This window comes from Nocardia sp. IBHARD005 (assembly GCF_052814245.1).
Genome location: NZ_CP199935.1, coordinates 5,055,774 through 5,074,767, shown reverse-complemented (window position 1 = coordinate 5,074,767; position 18,994 = coordinate 5,055,774). Strand labels below are relative to the sequence as shown.

At 67.6% G+C, this 18,994-nt stretch carries 17 protein-coding genes; 12 read left to right on the top strand and 5 right to left on the bottom strand.

Annotation, left to right across the window (positions count from 1 at the left end; translation table 11 throughout):
• Window positions 1-503: 503 nt before the first annotated feature.
• The 12 genes from ACTWPB_RS23900 to ACTWPB_RS23845 are packed head-to-tail and all read left to right on the top strand — an operon-like array spanning window position 504 to window position 14,222.
• Complete coding sequence (locus tag ACTWPB_RS23900) at window positions 504-1,553, top strand: polyprenyl synthetase family protein (protein ID WP_446222783.1); 1,050 nt, start codon at window positions 504-506, stop codon at window positions 1,551-1,553.
• Window positions 1,550-2,812, top strand: a complete 1,263-nt coding sequence (locus ACTWPB_RS23895) for a hypothetical protein (protein WP_446222782.1) — start codon at window positions 1,550-1,552, stop codon at window positions 2,810-2,812. The genes ACTWPB_RS23900 and ACTWPB_RS23895 overlap by 4 nt, the downstream gene beginning before the upstream one ends.
• Before the next feature lie 50 nt (window positions 2,813-2,862).
• Window positions 2,863-3,858: a fatty acid desaturase gene (locus ACTWPB_RS23890; protein ID WP_446222781.1), complete on the top strand. Its 996-nt coding sequence runs from the start codon at window positions 2,863-2,865 to the stop codon at window positions 3,856-3,858.
• Window positions 3,849-4,646, top strand: a complete 798-nt coding sequence (locus ACTWPB_RS23885) for a methyltransferase family protein (protein ID WP_446222780.1) — start codon at window positions 3,849-3,851, stop codon at window positions 4,644-4,646. The genes ACTWPB_RS23890 and ACTWPB_RS23885 overlap by 10 nt, the downstream gene beginning before the upstream one ends.
• Window positions 4,647-4,682: 36 nt before the next feature.
• Window positions 4,683-5,729, top strand: coding sequence for a mevalonate kinase (gene mvk, locus ACTWPB_RS23880; protein ID WP_446222779.1), 1,047 nt, complete (start codon window positions 4,683-4,685; stop codon window positions 5,727-5,729).
• Entirely contained in the window at window positions 5,726-6,862 is a 1,137-nt protein-coding gene (mvaD, locus tag ACTWPB_RS23875) for a diphosphomevalonate decarboxylase (RefSeq protein WP_446222778.1), read from the top strand. Before mvk ends, mvaD begins: the two co-directional genes overlap by 4 nt.
• Entirely contained in the window at window positions 6,859-7,941 is a 1,083-nt protein-coding gene (locus ACTWPB_RS23870) for a phosphomevalonate kinase (RefSeq protein WP_446222777.1), read from the top strand. Before mvaD ends, ACTWPB_RS23870 begins: the two co-directional genes overlap by 4 nt.
• Window positions 7,938-9,032, top strand: a complete 1,095-nt coding sequence (gene fni, locus ACTWPB_RS23865) for a type 2 isopentenyl-diphosphate Delta-isomerase (protein WP_446222776.1) — start codon at window positions 7,938-7,940, stop codon at window positions 9,030-9,032. Before ACTWPB_RS23870 ends, fni begins: the two co-directional genes overlap by 4 nt.
• Window positions 9,029-10,087, top strand: coding sequence for a hydroxymethylglutaryl-CoA reductase (locus ACTWPB_RS23860; protein WP_446222775.1), 1,059 nt, complete (start codon window positions 9,029-9,031; stop codon window positions 10,085-10,087). Before fni ends, ACTWPB_RS23860 begins: the two co-directional genes overlap by 4 nt.
• A gap of 2 nt (window positions 10,088-10,089) precedes the next feature.
• Window positions 10,090-11,256, top strand: coding sequence for a hydroxymethylglutaryl-CoA synthase (locus tag ACTWPB_RS23855; RefSeq protein ID WP_446226459.1), 1,167 nt, complete (start codon window positions 10,090-10,092; stop codon window positions 11,254-11,256).
• Between the two features lie 9 nt (window positions 11,257-11,265).
• Window positions 11,266-12,747 carry a flavin-containing monooxygenase gene (locus ACTWPB_RS23850; RefSeq protein WP_446222774.1) on the top strand — a complete coding sequence of 494 codons (1,482 nt, stop codon included), beginning with the start codon at window positions 11,266-11,268 and terminating at the stop codon, window positions 12,745-12,747.
• Window positions 12,744-14,222 carry a flavin-containing monooxygenase gene (locus ACTWPB_RS23845; protein WP_446222773.1) on the top strand — a complete coding sequence of 493 codons (1,479 nt, stop codon included), beginning with the start codon at window positions 12,744-12,746 and terminating at the stop codon, window positions 14,220-14,222. The genes ACTWPB_RS23850 and ACTWPB_RS23845 overlap by 4 nt, the downstream gene beginning before the upstream one ends.
• Here the strand turns inward: ACTWPB_RS23845 and ACTWPB_RS23840 are convergent.
• From ACTWPB_RS23840 to ACTWPB_RS23820, 5 genes are read right to left on the bottom strand one after another with little or no spacing between them, the layout of a single operon-like run.
• A complete protein-coding gene (locus tag ACTWPB_RS23840) occupies window positions 14,214-16,574 on the bottom strand; it encodes a SpoIIE family protein phosphatase (RefSeq protein ID WP_446222772.1) in 2,361 nt (786 codons plus the stop codon). The two genes, ACTWPB_RS23845 and ACTWPB_RS23840, sit on opposite strands and share 9 nt — an antisense overlap.
• Window positions 16,575-16,626: 52 nt before the next feature.
• Window positions 16,627-17,220, bottom strand: coding sequence for a SpoIIE family protein phosphatase (locus ACTWPB_RS23835; protein WP_378928943.1), 594 nt, complete (start codon window positions 17,218-17,220; stop codon window positions 16,627-16,629).
• Window positions 17,221-17,239: 19 nt separating this feature from the next.
• A complete protein-coding gene (locus ACTWPB_RS23830; protein WP_378966074.1) occupies window positions 17,240-17,653 on the bottom strand; it encodes an ATP-binding protein in 414 nt (137 codons plus the stop codon).
• Window positions 17,643-18,023, bottom strand: a complete 381-nt coding sequence (locus ACTWPB_RS23825) for an STAS domain-containing protein (RefSeq protein ID WP_446222771.1) — start codon at window positions 18,021-18,023, stop codon at window positions 17,643-17,645. The genes ACTWPB_RS23830 and ACTWPB_RS23825 overlap by 11 nt, the downstream gene beginning before the upstream one ends.
• Window positions 18,024-18,033: 10 nt before the next feature.
• Window positions 18,034-18,939, bottom strand: coding sequence for an STAS domain-containing protein (locus ACTWPB_RS23820; RefSeq protein ID WP_378912777.1), 906 nt, complete (start codon window positions 18,937-18,939; stop codon window positions 18,034-18,036).
• Window positions 18,940-18,994 lie beyond the last annotated feature (55 nt).

Here is an 18,994-nt window from a genome sequence, read left to right as displayed (position 1 = left end):
GAGGCTGTTGACGGTCTGGCAGTTCATCTCACTCTGGTCCTGTAACCCTGTGTGTGCCAACAACATTGATGTGGTGCGGTTCCGACGTAACCGTGTGCCTGTCGACCCGCACATCGCCGGACGACCCTGAGGTCGGTTCCCCGGCGATCGATGAGTTCATGCCCGGCTTTCCTGCGATGACGCGGAAGCCATTGGGGTGCAGGAGATTACGTAACTTTGACGGTATCGGAGCCGTCCACTTCTGCTGTGCGCCCCGCTCGCAAAATTCGTAAATCCTTGTGATACACCACAATTGCGCGGTTGAAACTTGGAACATGTTGAAATGCTTGACATCTCGAGCTTCCTACAGAAAACTACCCGTCGGTAGGCGAACTGGACGCTCGACCCGTCGGCTGCGAGAGGTGACTCCCGACGACCGCCCCGCCGGAATCTCCGTAAACCCGTGCCCGGCCGTCGCCGGTGAACCTCTCCGCATCGTGACCACACCAAAGGAGCTCAGCGCTATGGATAATCCCGCGCTACCCGCAGCACAGCACCCGGGTGAGCAGCACTCGGGCGACCACGTGGTGGTCCTGCCCAGACCGGCCGGACCGGTCGAGCAGCTGGCGCTGGTCACCGAACGGCTGCGGGAACTGCTCATCACCGGCGAAGACTTCGACGCGATCTACACCCACATCCTGGCCGCTCCCGGCAAACGCGTGCGGGCACGGCTCGTCCTGGCCTGCGCCGGCCTGCGCCCCGATGCCGCCGACACCGCGACACCGCTGGGCGACGCCGTCGATCTGGCCTGCGCGATGGAGATGCTGCACGAATCCTCGCTGGTTCACGACGATATCTGCGACGGCTCACTACTGCGCCGTGACGCTGCGTCGGTGCCCGCCGCGTTCGGCGTACGCACCAGTGCCCGCGCCGGGTTTCACCTGGCAGGGGCCTCGATGCAGGTCGTCGCCCGGGTGCTGGCCGACAATCCCGGGATCTTCGCGCGGGTCGGTGAGGCACCCGGCATCACCTACGCGGATCGGCTCTCCGACCTGTCCTACGGTCAGCTCATCGAGACGCTGCCACCCTCGATCGACGAGGTGGCGCTGCGCCGGCACTACGAACTCGTGGCCGGGGCCAAGACCGGCACGCTGTTCCGCCTGTCGTGTGCCTACGGCGGCACCGCGGGCGGTGTCGATCTCGATCGGCTCTACGCCCTGATGGAGTACGCCGACCAGCTCGCGCTCGCCTTCCAGATCATGGACGACGTCCGCGACATCGAAGGCGGGCCCGGTCTCGGCAAGGACGCCTGCGGTGACCTCGAGCGCCGCGTGCCGACCTGGCCGGTGATCGAATGGCTCGGTTCGCGCCCCGGCGCCCGTGACATGTGGCTCGACGCGGAGATTTCCAGCGCGACACTGCAAGAAGACCTGGTCGGCAGCGGCGCGACCACAGCCGCCCGCCTGGTCGCGATGGACGCCACCGAGAAGGCCACCCGCGCCCTGGATGTCTTCCCACCTTCCCTCGCGCGCGAGGACCTGCGCGAACTCCTCCAGCAGGTGATATCCCGATGAGCACAGCACGACTTCCCCTCCTGATCCGCGGACTGCGCAACCTGCGCCGCGCCCCGGATCTGGCCGCGCTGCGGGCCGCGCGCTCACCGCAGGAACTGGCCGCGCTCGCCCTGATCCCCGCGGGCCGCAACCTGGGTATCGCCGTCGGCCTGCTGCCCGCGACTGTGCGCGCTGAAGCCACGGCCGCGCTGCTCGCCTGTCGCGTGCTCGACGCCTTCGAAGATCTCAGCGATCGCGCGGTCGCGAGCAGTGCCGTGCCTGCGGCCGTGGAATACCTCACCGGCACCAGCGAGACCCTCCCGCCGCCGCTGCCCGCGCTCGAGGGCAAGATCCGCGACAGCGAAGCGGTCGACCGGGTGCTCGCCGAGCGCATCGCCGACATCAGGGCACTGCTCACGGCGTTGCCCGCACCGGGCCGCGAGCGCGTCGGCCACGTGCTCACCGATGTCGGCCGGGTCATGGCCCGCAATATCGACGCACCACTGACCCGCGTCGCCTACAGCGAGGGCGTGCTCGGCCGGATCACCCACTACGCGTGTGCCCTGGTCGCCGAAGATGTTCTGCCCGAAGCGGATCTGCGCGAACTGACCGGCTGTGTCGCCGTGATCGCCCAGTCGGCCAACGACCTGCGCGACAACGAACTCGCGATCTACGGCGCCGCCGACCACGAGGAACTCACGCGCATGGTGATGCTGCGCCAGCTCACCCCCGCCCTCGGCGGTTTCGCCCTGCTGGCCAAGCTCGGCCCCGGCACGCCGAGCCTGGGCGCGCGGGCGGCGATGGCATACATGACGATCACGACCTCGGCGTTCCTGTGCGGTGCCGTCGACGCGCCTGCGCCCTTCCGGCGCCCGGTCGCCGCGGCCACCCTGGCCGCCGCCTCACCGGTGTACTGGATCAAGATGCTCGAGCGTGTGCGCCGCAGTGGCGACGCCGCGATCCATCAAATGCTCGATGCCTCACCGGATTTCACCACGGGCTCGGCCTCGGCGTCGCAGGTGCTCGGTGCGGGCGACCTCGCCTCGGCGGAAACCTCGCTGATGCCGCTGATCGTCGATACCACCTTCGCACTGGTGCACACGCTGCCCGAAGGCCGCTTGACCGGCGAACTCTCCGATTCGGCGATCCGCACCATGATGATCGCCGATCACCTGGCCTTCGGTGCCATGGAGCGGGTGCCGAGCCATGAACCCGACGCGATCCGGGCGCTGGCCACACGGCTGCAGCTCGCCGCACTCGACAACAGCAGCCATCAGTAGTCGGGGAACACGTCCTCGATGATCGTCACTACTAGCGAAGGAGCTCTCCTATGAGCACCGGAACGCCCGTCGCGCCCACAGAGAAACCGCCGTTCAGCCGGCGCGTGTTCAAACTCGAGCACGCAGCCAATGTCGGCCCGCTGCTCCACATCGTGTTGTGGATCGGCATGACCTCGGCCGCGCTGTTCGTGCCAGGCACCTCGACCTGGTACCTCGCGGTGCCGCTGATCATCGTGCTCTCGCTGCTCAACCTCTCGCTGACCATCGGCGTGATGCACATGCACACCCATCGCCCGCTGTTCGTGTCCAAGGTCCCCAACCGTGTCGTCGACATCCTGTGCTGCCTGCCCGGCAACCTGACCGCGGCCGAGATGCGCGAGGTGCACGTCCTCAACCATCACCGCTTCAACGACGGCCCCGGCGACGTCACCGCGACCACCGGCATGGACAAGGGCATCGGTGCCCTCTGGTACTGGGTCCGCTACGGCATGGTCGTCAAGATCCACACCGTGCGCACGGTTTTCGCCGCGAACCCGGCGCCGCGCCGCCGCAAGACGCGCCACCAGTTCCTCTTCGACCTGGCCGTGTACGCGGTCGTGATCGGCTCCGTCTGGTATGTCGCCGGCTTCGAGAAGTTCGTGCTGTTCTACTGGGTGCCGTTCCTGATCACCCAGGTCAACGCCGGCTACTTCGCCTGGCTGAGCCACGCCCCCGCACGCGGATTCACCGATGAGCCGAGCACCTCGCTGAACAATGCGGGCAACATCCTCAACGTCCTGATCTTCAACCAGGGCTACCACAGCGTGCACCACCGCTACCCCGGCATCCACTGGAGCCAGATCCCAGACAAGCTCGACTACATGCGCGAGGTGAACCCCGGCGTCATCGTGCCGTATTGGATGGTGGCGCAGTCGGGGTGGCGTCTGGTCGTGCCCGGCGGCTTCCTCAATGAGGGTTACGGCAACAAGTGGAAGGCGCGCCTGGAGACGCGTTTGGCAGCGGGCACCGTCCGTTCGCGTTTCCTGCCGTGGTTCGCATGGATCTGATGACACCCCACCAGGTTCGGGGCGTGGTGAAAACCCCCGCACGGCTCGTCCCGTTCCTGTTCTCCTTCGCCGTCTACGGTTTCGCGGGCATCACGGTGCCCCTGATGCTGCTGTTCGTGGGCGGCTGGTGGTTGCCCAAGACGGTCGACAAGGGACCGCACCTGTCCGCGGTCCCGGCGATCGCGATCGACCTCGTGCTGCTCGCGCTGTTCGCGCTGCAGCACTCGGGGATGGCCCGGCCCTCGTTCAAGGCGTTCATCACCCGCTGGGTGCCCGAGGCGCTCGAGCGGACCGTCTACATCATCGGCGTGTGCCTGGTGATGTGGGTGATCATGCTCGCGTGGCAGCCGGTGCCGCAGGTGCTGTGGTCGGCCGACGGTGCGCTCGGGGTGGCACTCGACACCGGGTTCTGGATCGGTTTCGTGCTGGTCTACGCGGCTACCCTGCTGCTGAACCACTTCCACCTGCTCGGCATCAGTCAGGCCTACCGCCAGTACGTGATCCAGGTGCCGGACGCGACGGTCGACCGCCTGCAGGTCAACGGCGTGTACAAACTGGTTCGGCATCCGCTGATGACGGGTCTGCTCGTCTCGTTCTGGTTCGCCGGTGAGTTCACCGTCGGGCACCTGGTGTGGGCGCTCGGGCTGACCGGGTACATCCTGCTCGGAACCTATCTGGAGGAGCGCGATCTCATCGCTCGTTTCGGAGCGTCGTATCGTGCATATGCCGCACGGGTACCCGCGTTCTTCCCATCCGTGCGCGTAATTTTCGGTCGATCGTCTCGGTAACCGGCACGGCCGGGCCGAGTCTGGAGAGGAATCGTCGTGAACAGTCCGGTTCGAGAACGCACTGAACACAGCTCCACAGCGACCGGCCCGGTCCGTGGCGTGGGTCGGGCCCACGCCAAGGCGATCCTGCTGGGTGAGCACACCGTGGTGCACGGGACGCCCGCCATCGCGTTCCCGCTGCCGACCCTGTCGGTGCGGGCGATCGCGCGTCCCGGCACGCCGGGTGCGGTCATCGAGGTTCCCGAAGGATACTTCGGGTTCGTCGCGGGTAACCCGAATGCTGTGGAGAACACGTTGTCCGGGCCGCGCGTCGCGGTCGAGGAGGCGTTGCGGCGCTGGGGCCTGACCGGTCATATCGCTGATGTGGTGATGGAGTGCGATATTCCGCTCGCCCGTGGGCTCGGATCGAGTGCGGCCTGCGCGGGTGCGGCGGTGCGCGCGGTCGCCGATCTGCACGGCCGGGCCGTCGATCCCGCCACGCTCTACGAACTCGTGCAGTGCGGTGAACAGGTCGCGCACGGCAGGGCAAGCGGTATCGATGCGAGCGCGGTGCTCGCCGACGGCCCCATCCTGTTCCACGAAGGGACCGCCACCGCACTGGATATCGGTCTCGACGCCGCGCTGGTGATCGCCGACACCGGGGTGCCCGGGTCCACTCAACACGCGGTCGCCGGGGTGCGCCGGACCCTCGAGCGTGATCCGCGGTCTGCGCGAGGGCTACTGGCCAGGGCCGGTGAGCTGATCAGCGGTGCCGCGGCAGACCTCTCGACCGGGCACCCCGCCTCGCTGGGGCGGGCGATGCTCGACTTCCAGGACTTGCTCGCCGAACTCGGCGTGAGCACCCCCCACATCGACACCCTGGTCGCCGCGGCGCTGGACGCGGGCGCCTACGGTGCCAAGCTCACCGGCGCCGGCCTCGGCGGCTGCGTCCTCGCGCTCACCGAAACCGGCGACGCGCGCACGGTCAGCGCCGCATTGCGCCGGGCCGGTGCGGTGCAGACCTGGACGGTCCCCACCCGTAGCCTGCGTTCGGGCGCGCAGTCCCTATCCGTCTCGACATCGGAACACGGTGCCAACCAATGACTTCTACTCCCGCATCACCCGCAGCCACCGAACGTGGCGCCGTGCCAGGGCCGTCCGCCGAGGCTGTCGCGGTCGCGTATCCGAACATCGCCCTGGTGAAGTACTGGGGTAAGCGGGACGAAGAACTGTTCCTGCCCGTCACGGGCAGCCTGTCGATGACGCTCGATATCTTCCCGACCACCACGTCGGTGCGGCTGATCGAGGGACCGGCCGATGTCGTCGAGTTCAACGGTGTCGCGGCGACCGGTGCCGCCCGCGCCCGCATCGAGACGTTCCTGGATCTGGTGCGCACCAAGGCAGGTCGCGACGACCGGGCGATGGTGGTGACGTCCAATGCCGGGCCGACCGGCGCCGGTCTGGCCTCTTCGGCGAGCGGGTTCGCGGCGCTGGCCGCTGCCGCCGCTGCCGCCTTCGCACTCGACGTCGACCCGCGCGCCTTGTCGCGATTGGCCCGGCGCGGCTCGGGCTCGGCCTCGCGCTCGGTCTTCGGTGGATTCGTCGTCTGGCATGCCGGTGAAGGGGAAGGCGAAGCGGGGGACCTGAGTTCGTACGCGGAGCCGATCGGCGGCGACGAACTGGACCCGGCCCTGGTGGTCGCCGTGGTGAACCAGGGCGCGAAGGCGGTCTCCAGCCGAGTCGCCATGCGCCAGACCACCGCCACGTCACCGTTCTATCGCCCGTGGGCGGAATCGTCGGTGCTCGATCTGGCGGAGATGCGCAAAGCCGTGGCGCGACAAGACCTTCCCGCGATCGGGGAGATCGCCGAGCGCAATGCCCTCGGCATGCACGCCACCATGCTCACCGCGCGCCCCGGAATCCGGTACCTGTCACCGCATTCGATCGCCATCCTCGACGCGGTACTCGCGCTGCGCGCCGACGGGATCATGGCGTACGCCACGATCGATGCGGGTCCCAACGTCAAGGTGCTGTGCACCCGTGCCGACGCAGCGCAGGTCAACGCCACCCTGGACGGTCTCGGCGATTTCGTCACCACGAGAACCGCCCATATGGGCCCCGGAGTATCGCTGGCGACAGCCGGCGCATCCCGTGCGGCGCCCGCGCCAACACCTGGCGCATCGCCGACGACCGCGCCCACGCCCGGTGTGTCTCTCGGGGCGGGTGGCGATCGATGATCAGTTGTCGCGCACCGGGCAAGCTCTTCATCGCCGGTGAGTACGCCGTGGTCGAGCCGGGACACCTCGCGGTGCTCACGGCGGTCGACCGCTACGCGACCGCCACGGTGACAGCGGCGGTTCCCGGCGAGGGCATCACCCTGCATTCGGATCTGGACGGCGGCATCACACTGTCGTGCGGGCGTCACGGTGACGAATTGGTGCCCACTCCCGATGCTGTTGTGCCAGTGGCATTTTCCTACGTTTTCGCGGCAGTGTCGATCGTTGCCCGGCTACTCGTGGAACGTGCGGTTCCCGTCTCTTCGTTCCGCCTGAGCGTCACCGCCGACCTCGGCGACGCCGACGGTCGCAAGTTCGGCTTGGGTTCGAGCGCGGCCGTCACGGTGGCGACGGTCGCCGCCCTCGGACAGTACTTCGCCCTCGGCCTCGATCCCATGGACCGGTACCGTCTGGCCATGCTCGCCACGATCGCGGTCAACCCGCGCGCCTCGGGCGGCGATGTCGCCGTGAGCACCTGGGGTGGCTGGCTCGCCTACCGATCCCCGGACCGCGCGCAGGTGGCTGCCGCGCTCGCCCGCGACGGCGTCGAGGCAGCCCTGCGCTCACCGTGGCCGGGCCTGTCGGTCCGCCCGCTGCCCACCCCGACCGAGCTCACCGTGCAGGTCGGCTGGACCGGAAACCCGGCCTCCACACCGGCACTGGTCGCCGGACTCGACGGTGACCGCAGCACCTTCCTGGCACACAGCAACGAGTGCGTCGAACGACTCGTCGCCGCCATCGAGGCCGACGACCCCCGGGCCGTGCGAGTCGAAATCGACAGCGCCCGAGCACTGCTCGTCGACCTCGATGCGAATTCGGGTCTCGGGATCATGACGCCACGTCTGCGCGCGCTGTGCGAGGCGGGCGCTGCGGTCGGCGCTGCGGCGAAGCCTTCGGGCGCCGGTGGTGGTGACTGCGGGATCGCGCTCATCGAGCGCACCCGGCCCGCCGCGATCGCCGAACTCACCGGCCGCTGGATCAGCGCCGGAATCCGTCCGCTGCCCCTGCGGACCCACCCAGTCGAAGGGGACCACCGATGATCGCCGATCGCAAGGACGACCACGTCCGCCACGCGGTGAACCACCAACGCCAGGCCACCGGTGTCAGTGACTTCGACTCCGTCACTTTCGTTCATCACGCCCTCGCGGGCATCGACGCCGAAGACGTCTCCCTCGCGGTCGATGTCGCCGGAAAGCATTGGGACACACCATTGTTCGTCAACGCGATGACCGGTGGCAGTACCAAGACGGGCGAGATCAACCGCCAGCTCGCCATCGCCGCCCGCGAGACCGGAATCCCCATCGCGTCGGGCTCGATGAGCGCCTACTTCCGTGACCCGGCGGTCGCGGGCACCTATCGTGTGCTGCGGCAGGAGAATCCGCACGGTTTCGTGATGGCCAATGTCAATGCGAACGCGACCGTCGACCAGGTACGCAGCGCCATCGACCTGCTCGAGGCCGACGCGCTGCAGATCCACCTCAACGCCGTGCAGGAAGTGGTCATGCCCGAGGGCGACCGCTCCTTCGGGTCCTGGCCGCGCCAGATCGAGCGCATCGTCGCCGATACCGCCGTGCCGGTCTTCGTCAAGGAAGTCGGCTTCGGCCTGAGCAGGCAGACCGTCACCTGGTTGCGGGACGCGGGCGTGTCGGTGGCCGACGTCGGTGGCCGCGGCGGTACCAATTTCGCTCGTATCGAGAACGATCGGCGTGTCGGCGGTGATTTCGGGTTCATCGAGAGCTGGGGCCAGTCCACCCCGAACTGCCTGCTCGACTGCACCGACATCGCCGGCATCGATATCGCCGCCTCCGGTGGCATCCGCTCGCCACTGGACATCGCGCGCGCACTCGCGCTGGGCGCCAACGCGACCGGCGTCGCCGGCGCGTTCCTGGAAACCCTGGTGAGCCAGGACACCGCCGCCCTGGTGGACAAGATCGGGACCTGGCTCGACCAGCTTCGCACCATCCTCACCGTCCTCGGCGCCCGCACCCCAGCGGATCTGGTCGGCGCCGACCTGCTCATCACCGGCGATGTCGCGAGCTTTTGCCGGCTTCGCGGTATCGACGTCGCAGCACTTGCCCACCGGAGCCCCTGGTGGCGTGAATCGGAAACATCGAGAAGGAGTCACCCATGAATGACATGTCGTACGCGGCGGTGCCGCTGCAGTGGGTGGGACCTGTGCGCATTACCGGAAATGTCGTCGACGATGCCGTCGACGTTCCCCTGGCCACCTACGAAACCCCGCTGTGGCCCTCGGTCGGGCGCGGCGCGCGGATCAGCACCCTGGCCGAGAAGGGCATCGTCGCGACGCTGATCGACGAGCGGATGACCCGCTCGATCCTGCTGGAAGCCGACGACGCCTACACCGCCTACACCACGGTGCAGCAGTTAGAGGGCCGCATGGCCGAGCTCCAGGAGGTGGTCGCGGGCAGTAGCCGTTTCGCCCGGCTCATCGACCTGCACCACCAGATCGCCGGCAACCTGCTGTTCCTGCGCTTCGAGTTCACCACCGGTGACGCCTCGGGCCACAACATGGCGACCCTGGCCAGCGATCACCTGATGGATTACATCCTGACGTCTATGCCTGGTGTGCGGTATGGATCGATCTCCGGCAACTATTGCACCGACAAGAAGGCCACGGCGGTCAACGGCATTCTGGGTCGAGGTAAGAACGTGATCACCGAATTGCTCGTTCCCCGCGAGGTGGTCTCCCAGCGGCTGCACACCACCGCGGCGCAGGTGGTGCAGCTCAATATCCGCAAGAACCTGATCGGCACCCTGCTGGCGGGTGGAATCCGTTCCGCCAACGCGCATTACGCCAACATGCTGCTCGCGTACTACCTGGCCACCGGTCAGGACGCCGCCAATATCGTCGAAGGTTCCCAGGGCATCACCCATGCCGAGGATCGCGACGGTGACCTCTACTTCTCGTGCACCCTGCCCAACCTGATCGTGGGCACGGTCGGCAACGGCAAGCACGCGAGTTTCGTCGACGAGAACCTGGAACGCCTCGGTTGCCGCGAAGACCGGCAGCCCGGCGAGAACGCCCGACGCCTCGCGGTGATCGGGGCGGCCACCGTGTTGTGTGGGGAGCTGTCGCTGATGGCGGCACAGACCAATCGCGGTGAATTGATGCGCGCACACACCCAGTTCGAGCGGTCCACCACGAGCAACGGAATCCCACGATGACAATGACGCCGGTCGGTATCCACGACCTTTCGTTCGCCACCACCCACTACGCTCTCGATCACGCTGTCCTCGCCGAGCGACTCGGGGTGGATCGCGACAAGTTCTACCTCGGCATCGGCCAGGAGAAGATGAGCGTCGCCGCCGCCGACGAGGATATCGTCACCATCGCCGCGGCCGCCGCCGAGCCGATCCTGCAACGGCACGGCACCGACAACATCCGCACCGTGCTGCTGGCCACCGAGACCGGTGTCGACCAGTCCAAAGCCGCTGCGCTGTACCTGCATTCGCTGATCGGGCTGCCCAATGCCGCCCGGGTCGTCGAGCTCAAGCAGGCCTGCTACGGCGGCACCGCCGGGCTGCAGTTCGCGGCGGGCCTGATCGCCCGCGACCCGTCGCAGCGCGTGCTGGTCATCGCCGCCGACATCGCCAAGTACGAACTCGACACACCGGGGGAGCCGACCCAGGGCGCTGCCGCCGTCGCGATGCTCGTCACCGCGGACCCCGCGATCCTGGCGCTGGACCCGGTGTCGGGCCTCTACAGCGCCGACATCATGGACTTCTGGCGCCCGAACTACCGCACCGAGGCCATCGTCGACGGCAAGACCTCGGTCAACGCCTATCAGAAGGCCGCCCAGGAGGCGTGGACCGACTACCGCCGCCAGGGTGGGCGCGCACTCGGTGAGTTCGCCGCGTTCTGCTATCACCAGCCCTTCACCAAGATGGCCTACAAGGCGCACCGTCACCTGCTCGAAAGTCAGGGCCACACCGCCGACGCCGAGGCGATCGAAGCCGTGATCGGTAACACGACCACCTACAACCGCACGGTCGGCAACAGCTACACCGCCTCGCTCTACCTCGGGCTGGCCTCGCTGCTCGACCATTCCGACGACCTCACCGACAAAGCCCTTGCCATGATCAGCTACGGGTCGGGCAGTGTCGCCGAATTCTTCAGCGGCACAGTACAACCCGGCTACCGCGCGCACCTGCGCACCGAGGCGAACCTGGCCGCGATCAGCTCCCGTGAGCTGCTCGGCTACGAGCGCTACCGGGAACTGCACGAGGCCACCTCGCCCAGCGACGGGGCTTACCACGCGATGGCGGCGGAAACCCGTCGCCCGTTCCGGTTGGCCGCCGTCTCCGGTCACAAACGCATCTACGAATCTCGCTGAGGTCGCCCCATGAGCAGTAACGACACCCGCCACGTCCAGGTCATGATCGTGGGCAGCGGGCTCTCCGGCCTCGGCACCGCCATCCGGCTGAGCCAGCGTGGCCTGTCCGACTTCGTGGTCATCGAACGTGGCCCCGATGTCGGCGGTACCTGGCGCGACAACACCTACCCGGGTGCGGGCTGCGATGTGCCCTCGCATCTGTACTCGTTTTCGTTCGCGCTCAATCCCGACTGGTCCCGGTCGTTTTCGCCGCAGCCGGAGATCGAGCAGTACCTGCGCACCGTGTCCGAACGCTACGGTGTGCGCGACAAGCACATCTTCGACTGTGCGATGACCGCGGCCCGCTGGAACGATGCCGAGGGCCGGTGGGATATCGAGACCAGCAAGGGCACCTTCACCGCCGACTTCATCGTGTCGGCGGCGGGTGTGCTCGCCGAGCCGAATCTTCCCGATATCAAGGGGATCTCGAGCTTCGAGGGCGAGATCTTCCACTCCGCGCGCTGGAACCACGACGCCACCTTGACCGGCAAGAAGGTCGCCGTCATCGGCACCGGGTCCTCGGCGGTGCAGATCGTTCCGTCGATCGCGCCGGAGGTGGAGCATCTCGACGTCTACCAACGGACCGCCACCTGGGTGATGCCGCAGATCTCGCGGCCCTACCTGGCGCCGGAACGCTTCGCCTTCAAGCACATTCCGGGTCTGCAACGGTTGATGCGGGCGCTGATCTACACCACCCGCGAGCTGTTCGTGATCACCCAGGTGAAGTATCCGTGGACCGGCATCGTGCTGGAAACGGTCGGGCGGTTCAAGATGCGCTTCGAGATCCGTGACCCGCAGCTGCGGCGAAAAGTGTTGCCCAAGCATCGCATCGGGTGCAAGCGCATGCTCGTGTCGAACAAGTTCTACGGTGCGCTCGATCGTGACAACGTCGACGTCGTCACCGACGGCATCGCCGAGGTTCGCAGCGGTTCGATCGTGTCCGAGGACGGCACGGAGCGGGAGGTGGACGCCATCGTGCTGGCCACCGGCTTCCATGTCGCCGATTCGCCGACGTTCAACCTCTACACCGGTCGCGACGGCCGGACCGTGTCCGAGGCGGCCGATGCCGAGGGCTACCAGATGTACAAGGGCACCACTGTCGCGAACTTCCCGAACATCTTCTTCATGCTCGGCGCCAACTCCGGGTTGAACTACACCTCGTTGATCTACATCATCGAATCCCAGATCAATTACATCGTCGACGCGATCACCACCATGGAGCAGCGCAACCTGCAGTCGTTCGAGGTCCGCCTGGACGCGCAGGTCGAATACAACCAGCAGCTGGCGCCGAAGATGGCCCGCACCGTGTGGGTCAACGGCGGCTGCACCAGCTGGTTCCTCGACAAGCACGGCAACAACTCCGCGCTGTGGCCGGACTTCAGCTTCAAATATCGGCGCATGGTGCGCAAGTTCGACATCGACGCCTACGACACCAAGACGAAGACGCTGTGACCGCAACGCCGGCGCGCCACACCCGCGTCGCGATCATCGGCGCCGGTTTCGCCGGGCTGGGTGTGGCTATCCGACTGCGCCAGTGGGGGATCACCGACTTCGTCGTCTTCGAGCGTGCGAGCGATGTCGGCGGAACCTGGCGCGACAACACCTATCCCGGTGCCGGGTGCGATGTCCCGTCGCAGCTGTATTCGTATTCGTTCGCCCGCAATCCGCACTGGACGCATTCGTTCTCGACGCAGCCGCAGATTCAGCAGTACGTCCAGGATGTGGTGGACCGGGAAGGGGTACGTGATTCGATCGTCCTCGATTGCGAGGTCACCGACGCGCGGTGGAACAACGACACCGCGCGGTGGGAGATCCGGACCAGCCATGGCGCCTACACCGCCGACATCACGGTGTCGGCGGCCGGGCCGCTGAGCGCTCCGAATCTGCCCGATATCAAGGGCATCAACACATTTCGTGGCCCGATCTTCCATTCCGCGCGCTGGGACCACGAGTTCGAGCTCGCGGGCAAGCGGGTGGCGGTTGTCGGTACCGGTGCGTCCGCGATCCAGATCGTGCCGTCCATCGCGGGTGAGGTCGCCCGGCTCGACCTGTACCAGCGCAGCGCGCCGTGGGTGCTGCCGCGGATGGGGCGCAAGTACACCTGGCTGGAACGCCTGTACTACCGGCGAGTTCCGGGTGCGCAGCGGCTGGCGCGGCTCGGCGTGTACTGGGTGCGTGAGTCTTTCGTGCTCTGGCAGTCCAAGTACCCGCCGTTCGCCGACTTCTTCGCGCGTGGTGCGCGTATGAAGATGTGGTGGGTGATCCGGGACCGGGAGCTGCGCCGCACAGTGACACCCGGCTATCGCCTCGGGTGCAAGCGAATGCTGATCTCGAACGTGTACTACCCGGCACTGGCCCGCGACAATGTCGAGGTCGTCGCCGACGGCATCGCCGAGATCCGCGAACAGTCGATCGTCGCCAACGACGGCACCGAGCGCGAAGTCGACGCCGTGGTGCTGGCAACGGGGTTCCGGATCGCCGACTCGCCGACCTACGACCTGATCAGCGGGCGGGACGGGCGCACCCTGTCGGAGGTTTTCGGCGCCGGGGGACTGAGCGTCTACAAGGGCACCACCATCGCGAACTTCCCGAACATGTTCCTGATGATCGGCCCGAACTCCGCACTGAGCTACACCTCGGCGATCTTCACCATCGAATCCCAGATCAACTACATCATCGACGCGATCACGACGATGGATGCCAATGGCCTGCGAACAGTCGAGGTCCGCGAGGACGCGCAGACCACCTACAACCGGGACCTGCAGGACAAGTTCGACGGCACCGTCTGGAACGCGGGCGACTGCACCAGCTGGTTCGTCGACGAGAACGGCCACAACGCCACCCTGTGGCCGGATTTCAGCTTCCGGTTCCGGCGGATGTTGCAGACCTTCGACGTCGAGGCCTACGAAACGACCCGGTCAGAATGAATTCTGCCGGGAGCTGACGGCCGGCGGTCGTGAGGAGGCGCGCAGCGGATTCGCGGTGGGGAAGGTGATCGAGGGCAGGGTCACCCACATGCGAACCCGGGTGCCGTTCTCGTCGTGATCGAAAGTGAGATCCTCGGTGAGTACCCGCATCATCTCCACCCCGCGACCGCGATAGCCGGGGTCGGTGGGAGTGGGGATCCAGCGGCCGTTGTCGGCGATCTCGAGGACCACCCGGTCGCCGTCGCAGCGGGCCGTGAGGCTGACGCGGCCGGGTTCGGTGTCGCGGTAGGCGTGTTCGACGCTGTTGCTGCAGGCCTCATTGGCCGCGGCGACCAGGTCGGCGGCCAGGTCGTGCGGGACCGCGGCGGTAGCGAACCAGCGGTAGAGGCCCCGGCGCACACCGGCCAATTCGGCTGCGGCAGCGGGGAAGTCGAGCCGCAACGGCTCCGGGGGCTGCCGGTAGACGACCATGGCGACGTCGTCGTCGTAGCCCGCGGGCGGGCACAGCCGTGACAGCACCGCGTCGGCGACATCGCGGGGGAGCGCGGCACCGGTCTCGCTGAGCACTTCGGCGATCTTGACGAAGCCATCGGCGATGTCGTACCCGCGTTGCTCGACGAGGCCGTCGGTGAACAGCACCAAGGTCGCGCCCGGCGGCAGCGCCGTGGTGGCTTCCGGCCTGCGTGGGGTGTCGAAGGTGGCCAGGGGGACCGCGCGTCCGCCTTCGAGGATCCGGCCCGGCCCGCCGGGCGGTGCGAGCACCGGCGGCATGTGGCCCGCGTTCGAGTACCGCACCATCCCGCGCTCCGGATCGAGCACGGCCGCGCACACCGTCGTACACATGGCGCCCGGGATCCGGGAGGCCACGGCGTCCAGTTCGGCGAGCAACTGCGCCGGTCCGGCGCCCCGCAGCAGCAGAGCCCTTGCCGCGGTACGCAATTGGCCCATCACCACGGCCGCGGACAGACCACGGCCGACACAGTCGCCGACGACGACACCGATGGTGCCGTCGCGCAACGGCACCACGTCGTACCAGTCGCCGCCGATCTCCAAGGGCGGCAGGGCGGGTTCGTAGTGCACCGAGAACCGGGGCGGCAGTTCGATCGGTCCGAGCATCGCCCGCTGCAGGGTGAGCGACGTGGCGCGGGCCTGATCGAAGTTGCGGGCGCGCTGCAGTGCGACGCTGAGATGACCGACGAGCAGTGAGTACAGCGCCCAGTCGGCGGCGCTCACCGCGCGTGGCGCACCGAAGCGCACCCACAGCGCCGCGTCCCCGGTCTCGCCGAGCGGTGCGACGACCGCGTCGACTCCGCCCTCGTCGCCGGTGATGGCCGAGAGCCCACGGGCGGATTGTCTGCGCGAGCGGTCGAGCAGAGCCTGGGTGTCGTCGTCGAGCACGACGGGGCCGTCCGCGCGCGGGCCGCTCTGCCGCATCGGCGTTGCGGTGAATTGCGGTGCGATGCCGTTGGTTTCGGGTTCGGGATCGGCTTGTTCGCTGCTCGTCGGTGTCACCCCGCAGGAGTAGACATCGGGGCGTCCGGTCCGGCTCGGCCAGATCGCCACCAGGGCGGTCTCGGCGCCCATGGTCCGGCGCAGTTCGTCGAGTCCGACCGCGAGGACCTCCACCATGCTCGTTGCCGCGCCGACGGCGGTGGCCAGGCGTGAGGCGGCCTGGTCGCGGGCCTGTGCGTCGTGTTCGGCGGTCACATCGCGCACGGTGCCGACGAAGATCCGTTCGTCGTTCTCCTGCTTCACCAGCGAGCTCGCGCTCACCGCCAGCCAGCGTTCCCGGCCGTCGCGATGCCGCACCGGCATCACGAATCGCGATGCCTCCGTGCCGATCTGGGGATAGCCGGCGCGATCGGTCAGTGCCCACGGATGCGGTAGCCCGAACGGCACCTCGGTGGCGCCGTACCCGGTGAGCACCCCGAACGCGGAGTTCACCTCGACGATGGTGCCGTGATCGTCGGCGACGAAGAACCCGTCCTGCAACGATTCGACCAGCGCGGTGCGAAAAGCGTCGCGGCCTTCGAGATCCTCCGCGCGGGAACGCTGTTGCTCGTAGCGGCGGGTGCCGTCGAGATAGCCGCGGGTGGCGATGTCGAGGGCCGCCATGGTCTGCAGCAGGAATTCCAGTGCTACCTCGGCGCGGCGCGGATCGGCCTGCGTTTCGGCGTCGCGGGCAACGGTCCGGAAGTGGTGCTCGGTGAGATCGAGCAGGCTGATGCCCTCGACGAGGGCCCGCCGCCCGAGGTCGTATCCCTCCGAGAGGCCGGCCTGGCCGGGCGCGGCGACGTGGCGGCGCATGGCCACCGAATAGTCGTCGAGAAATGCGACCAGGACGGCGCTCATCGGCAACCTCTTATCGGCCGGGTCGGTGGGAAGAGGCCGCGGTGTCGCGGCCTCACGGGCATGGCCCACGGAAACGCGCGGCGAGCACCAGTGCGTCGTCGGTGTCCTTCGCGTCGCGCGCGAGGAGATCGCCCGCGATGGCAGTGGCGGGTTTGGCCAGGTCAAGCGATTCCGGGCCGACCGCGACGATTCCGTCGGTGGCCATCAGCAGCAGATCGCCGGGGCGGATCGGCAGTGTCTGCGGCTGCAGGTGCGAGGGCAACCGGTACCCGACGATGCCGCCGGTGAGCAGCATCGTGGCCCGCAGCTCCGGACCGGCCGGGCCGAGGGTGAGCAGTCGCGAATCGACATTGCCGACCCCGAGCCATTGCAGCGTCTCGCCCGGCTCGATCAGCGCCAAGGACACTGCGGCACCACGGGTTTCGACCATCGCGCGATGACAGAGCACCATCAGCACGTCCAGCGGTTCGCCGCAGTTCTCGGTGAGGATGAGCGTCGCGCGATCGGCCGCCTCGGCCGCGGGCGCACCGTGACCGAGCCCGTCGAGCACCGCGAACAGCACGCCGGCGCCGGTGTCGAGGACGAGCGCGCGGTCACCGGAGACGTCCTGGCCGGGCAGTGCCCGGCCGGCCGTCGACCACTCCATACGCCCGATGATCCCGTCCTCATGCAACGTCGGGTACCCACTTCCACATCTCGATCAACGTCCCGCGGCCCGGGGCGGAATCGATGGTGAGGCGGTCCATCAGCCTGCGCGCGCCGGGCAGTCCGAGTCCGAGCCCGCGGCCGGTGGAATAGCCGTCTTCCAGCGCGCGGGGAATGTCACGGATGCCGGGGCCCTGGTCCTCGGCTTGGATGACGAGTGCGCGGCGGCCCTCGCGCACATCGATGAGCAGCCTGATCTCGCCGCTGCCCGCGTAACTGGTGATGTTGCGGGCGATTTCGGAGATGGCGGTGGAGATCATGGTGCGGTCGGTGAGGGTGAAACCGAGGTCACCGGCCAACTCGCTACCGGCCTGCCGGGCGGTGACGATGTCCTCGGACACCTTGACCGCGATCGCCACCTGCTCAGCGGCCACAGTCGCGACCGTCTCGTCGCCGCGGGTGCCGATTCAGCCAGGAGAGGCCTTCCTCGAGATCCAGCGCGGTGTGCATGTCTTCGAAGGTAAGGCCCAGTTGGACCATGGCGAAGGCCACTTCGGGTTGCAGCCCGACGATGACGGTTTCCGCGCCGCGCAACTGGGTCATGTGCGCGATGGTGCGCAACGAGCGCGCGGCGAAGGAGTCCATCACGTCGATGGCGGTGACGTCGACGATGATGCCGGTCGCGCGGTAGCGGCTGACCTGCTTCATCAGGTCGTCCTGTAACCGTTCGGTGTCGGCATCGGTCAGCGCCGACTGCACCGACGCGATCAGGTACGTGCCCTGCTTGAGAATAGGTACCGGCATGGTGGCTGGGTCAGCGCCCGTCCCGCTCGCTCAAGCGTTCGGTGACTCGCGAGACCTCGTACCCGAGCAGACGCTCGGCCTCTTCGATACCGCCCTGCAGGTCGCCGACCGCGTTCATCTTGGACAGATCGAGGCCGATGGTCACCAGGGTCAGCGCGATCTCCGAGGACAGGCCGGTGATGATCACGCTGGCGCCCATCAGGCCGGACGCGTCGACGGTCTGCACGAGGTGGTTGGCCACCACGGAGTCGATCGCGGGCACACCGGTGATGTCGATGACGACCACCTTGGCGCGATTGGCGCGGATGGCGCGCAGCAGCTGCTCGGTGAGCTGGCGGGCGCGCTGGGAGTCGAGCACACCGATGATCGGCAGGATGAGCAGCTGCTCGCGGACCTGCAGAACCGGGGTGGACAGCTCGCGGATCGCCTCTTGCTGGCGGCTGATGACGCGCTCGCGCTCCTGCACGAACGACACGGCCACGGTGTTGGCGATGCGGTTGGCGGCCGGTTCGTAGGCGTCGAGCACCCGATTGAGCAGCTCGAAGTTGGACTGGTATTTCTCGAAGAGGCTGCGTGCCAGCACATCGCGCAGCAGCAGGACGATGCCGATGACCTCGTCGGTCTCGACGCCTCGCGGAATGATGCGCTCGGACAGGTCGCGGGCGTAGGCCTGCAGTGCCTCGACGCTACCGGTGACAAGCACCTCGACGTAGTTGTCGTACATCGACGTCGCCTCGGAGAAGATCTCCTCCGGGGTCATCGCGGTCAGCAGTTCGGCCTCGGTGATGCGCCGTGCCCACTCTTCTCGCAGCCCGGTGCGGTTCTGCCGCAGGTGCTCGACCAGCTGCGGGAGCAGGTTGTCGAGCGGCTGCACCGGCAGCGAATCCGCCGAAAGACTCGTGGACACCTCGGACATGGAAACCCCTGCCCCTTTCGACGACGGACGTTCTCGGTGCGCACAGTGCGCGTTG

Bases quoted from the DNA above. Each gene is read 5' to 3' on its own strand.
- ACTWPB_RS23840 (WP_446222772.1), bottom strand. From the start codon at position 16,574: ATGAGCGCCGTCCTGGTCGCATTTCTCGACGACTATTCGGTGGCCATG.
- fni (WP_446222776.1), top strand. From the start codon at position 7,938: ATGATCGCCGATCGCAAGGACGACCACGTCCGCCACGCGGTGAACCAC.
- ACTWPB_RS23885 (WP_446222780.1), top strand. From the start codon at position 3,849: ATGGATCTGATGACACCCCACCAGGTTCGGGGCGTGGTGAAAACCCCC.
- mvaD (WP_446222778.1), top strand. From the start codon at position 5,726: ATGACTTCTACTCCCGCATCACCCGCAGCCACCGAACGTGGCGCCGTG.
- ACTWPB_RS23900 (WP_446222783.1), top strand. From the start codon at position 504: ATGGATAATCCCGCGCTACCCGCAGCACAGCACCCGGGTGAGCAGCAC.
- ACTWPB_RS23850 (WP_446222774.1), top strand. From the start codon at position 11,266: ATGAGCAGTAACGACACCCGCCACGTCCAGGTCATGATCGTGGGCAGC.
- ACTWPB_RS23855 (WP_446226459.1), top strand. From the start codon at position 10,090: ATGACGCCGGTCGGTATCCACGACCTTTCGTTCGCCACCACCCACTAC.
- ACTWPB_RS23820 (WP_378912777.1), bottom strand. From the start codon at position 18,939: ATGTCCGAGGTGTCCACGAGTCTTTCGGCGGATTCGCTGCCGGTGCAG.
- ACTWPB_RS23825 (WP_446222771.1), bottom strand. From the start codon at position 18,023: ATGCCGGTACCTATTCTCAAGCAGGGCACGTACCTGATCGCGTCGGTG.
- ACTWPB_RS23860 (WP_446222775.1), top strand. From the start codon at position 9,029: ATGAATGACATGTCGTACGCGGCGGTGCCGCTGCAGTGGGTGGGACCT.
- ACTWPB_RS23895 (WP_446222782.1), top strand. From the start codon at position 1,550: ATGAGCACAGCACGACTTCCCCTCCTGATCCGCGGACTGCGCAACCTG.
- ACTWPB_RS23890 (WP_446222781.1), top strand. From the start codon at position 2,863: ATGAGCACCGGAACGCCCGTCGCGCCCACAGAGAAACCGCCGTTCAGC.
- ACTWPB_RS23870 (WP_446222777.1), top strand. From the start codon at position 6,859: ATGATCAGTTGTCGCGCACCGGGCAAGCTCTTCATCGCCGGTGAGTAC.
- ACTWPB_RS23835 (WP_378928943.1), bottom strand. From the start codon at position 17,220: ATGGAGTGGTCGACGGCCGGCCGGGCACTGCCCGGCCAGGACGTCTCC.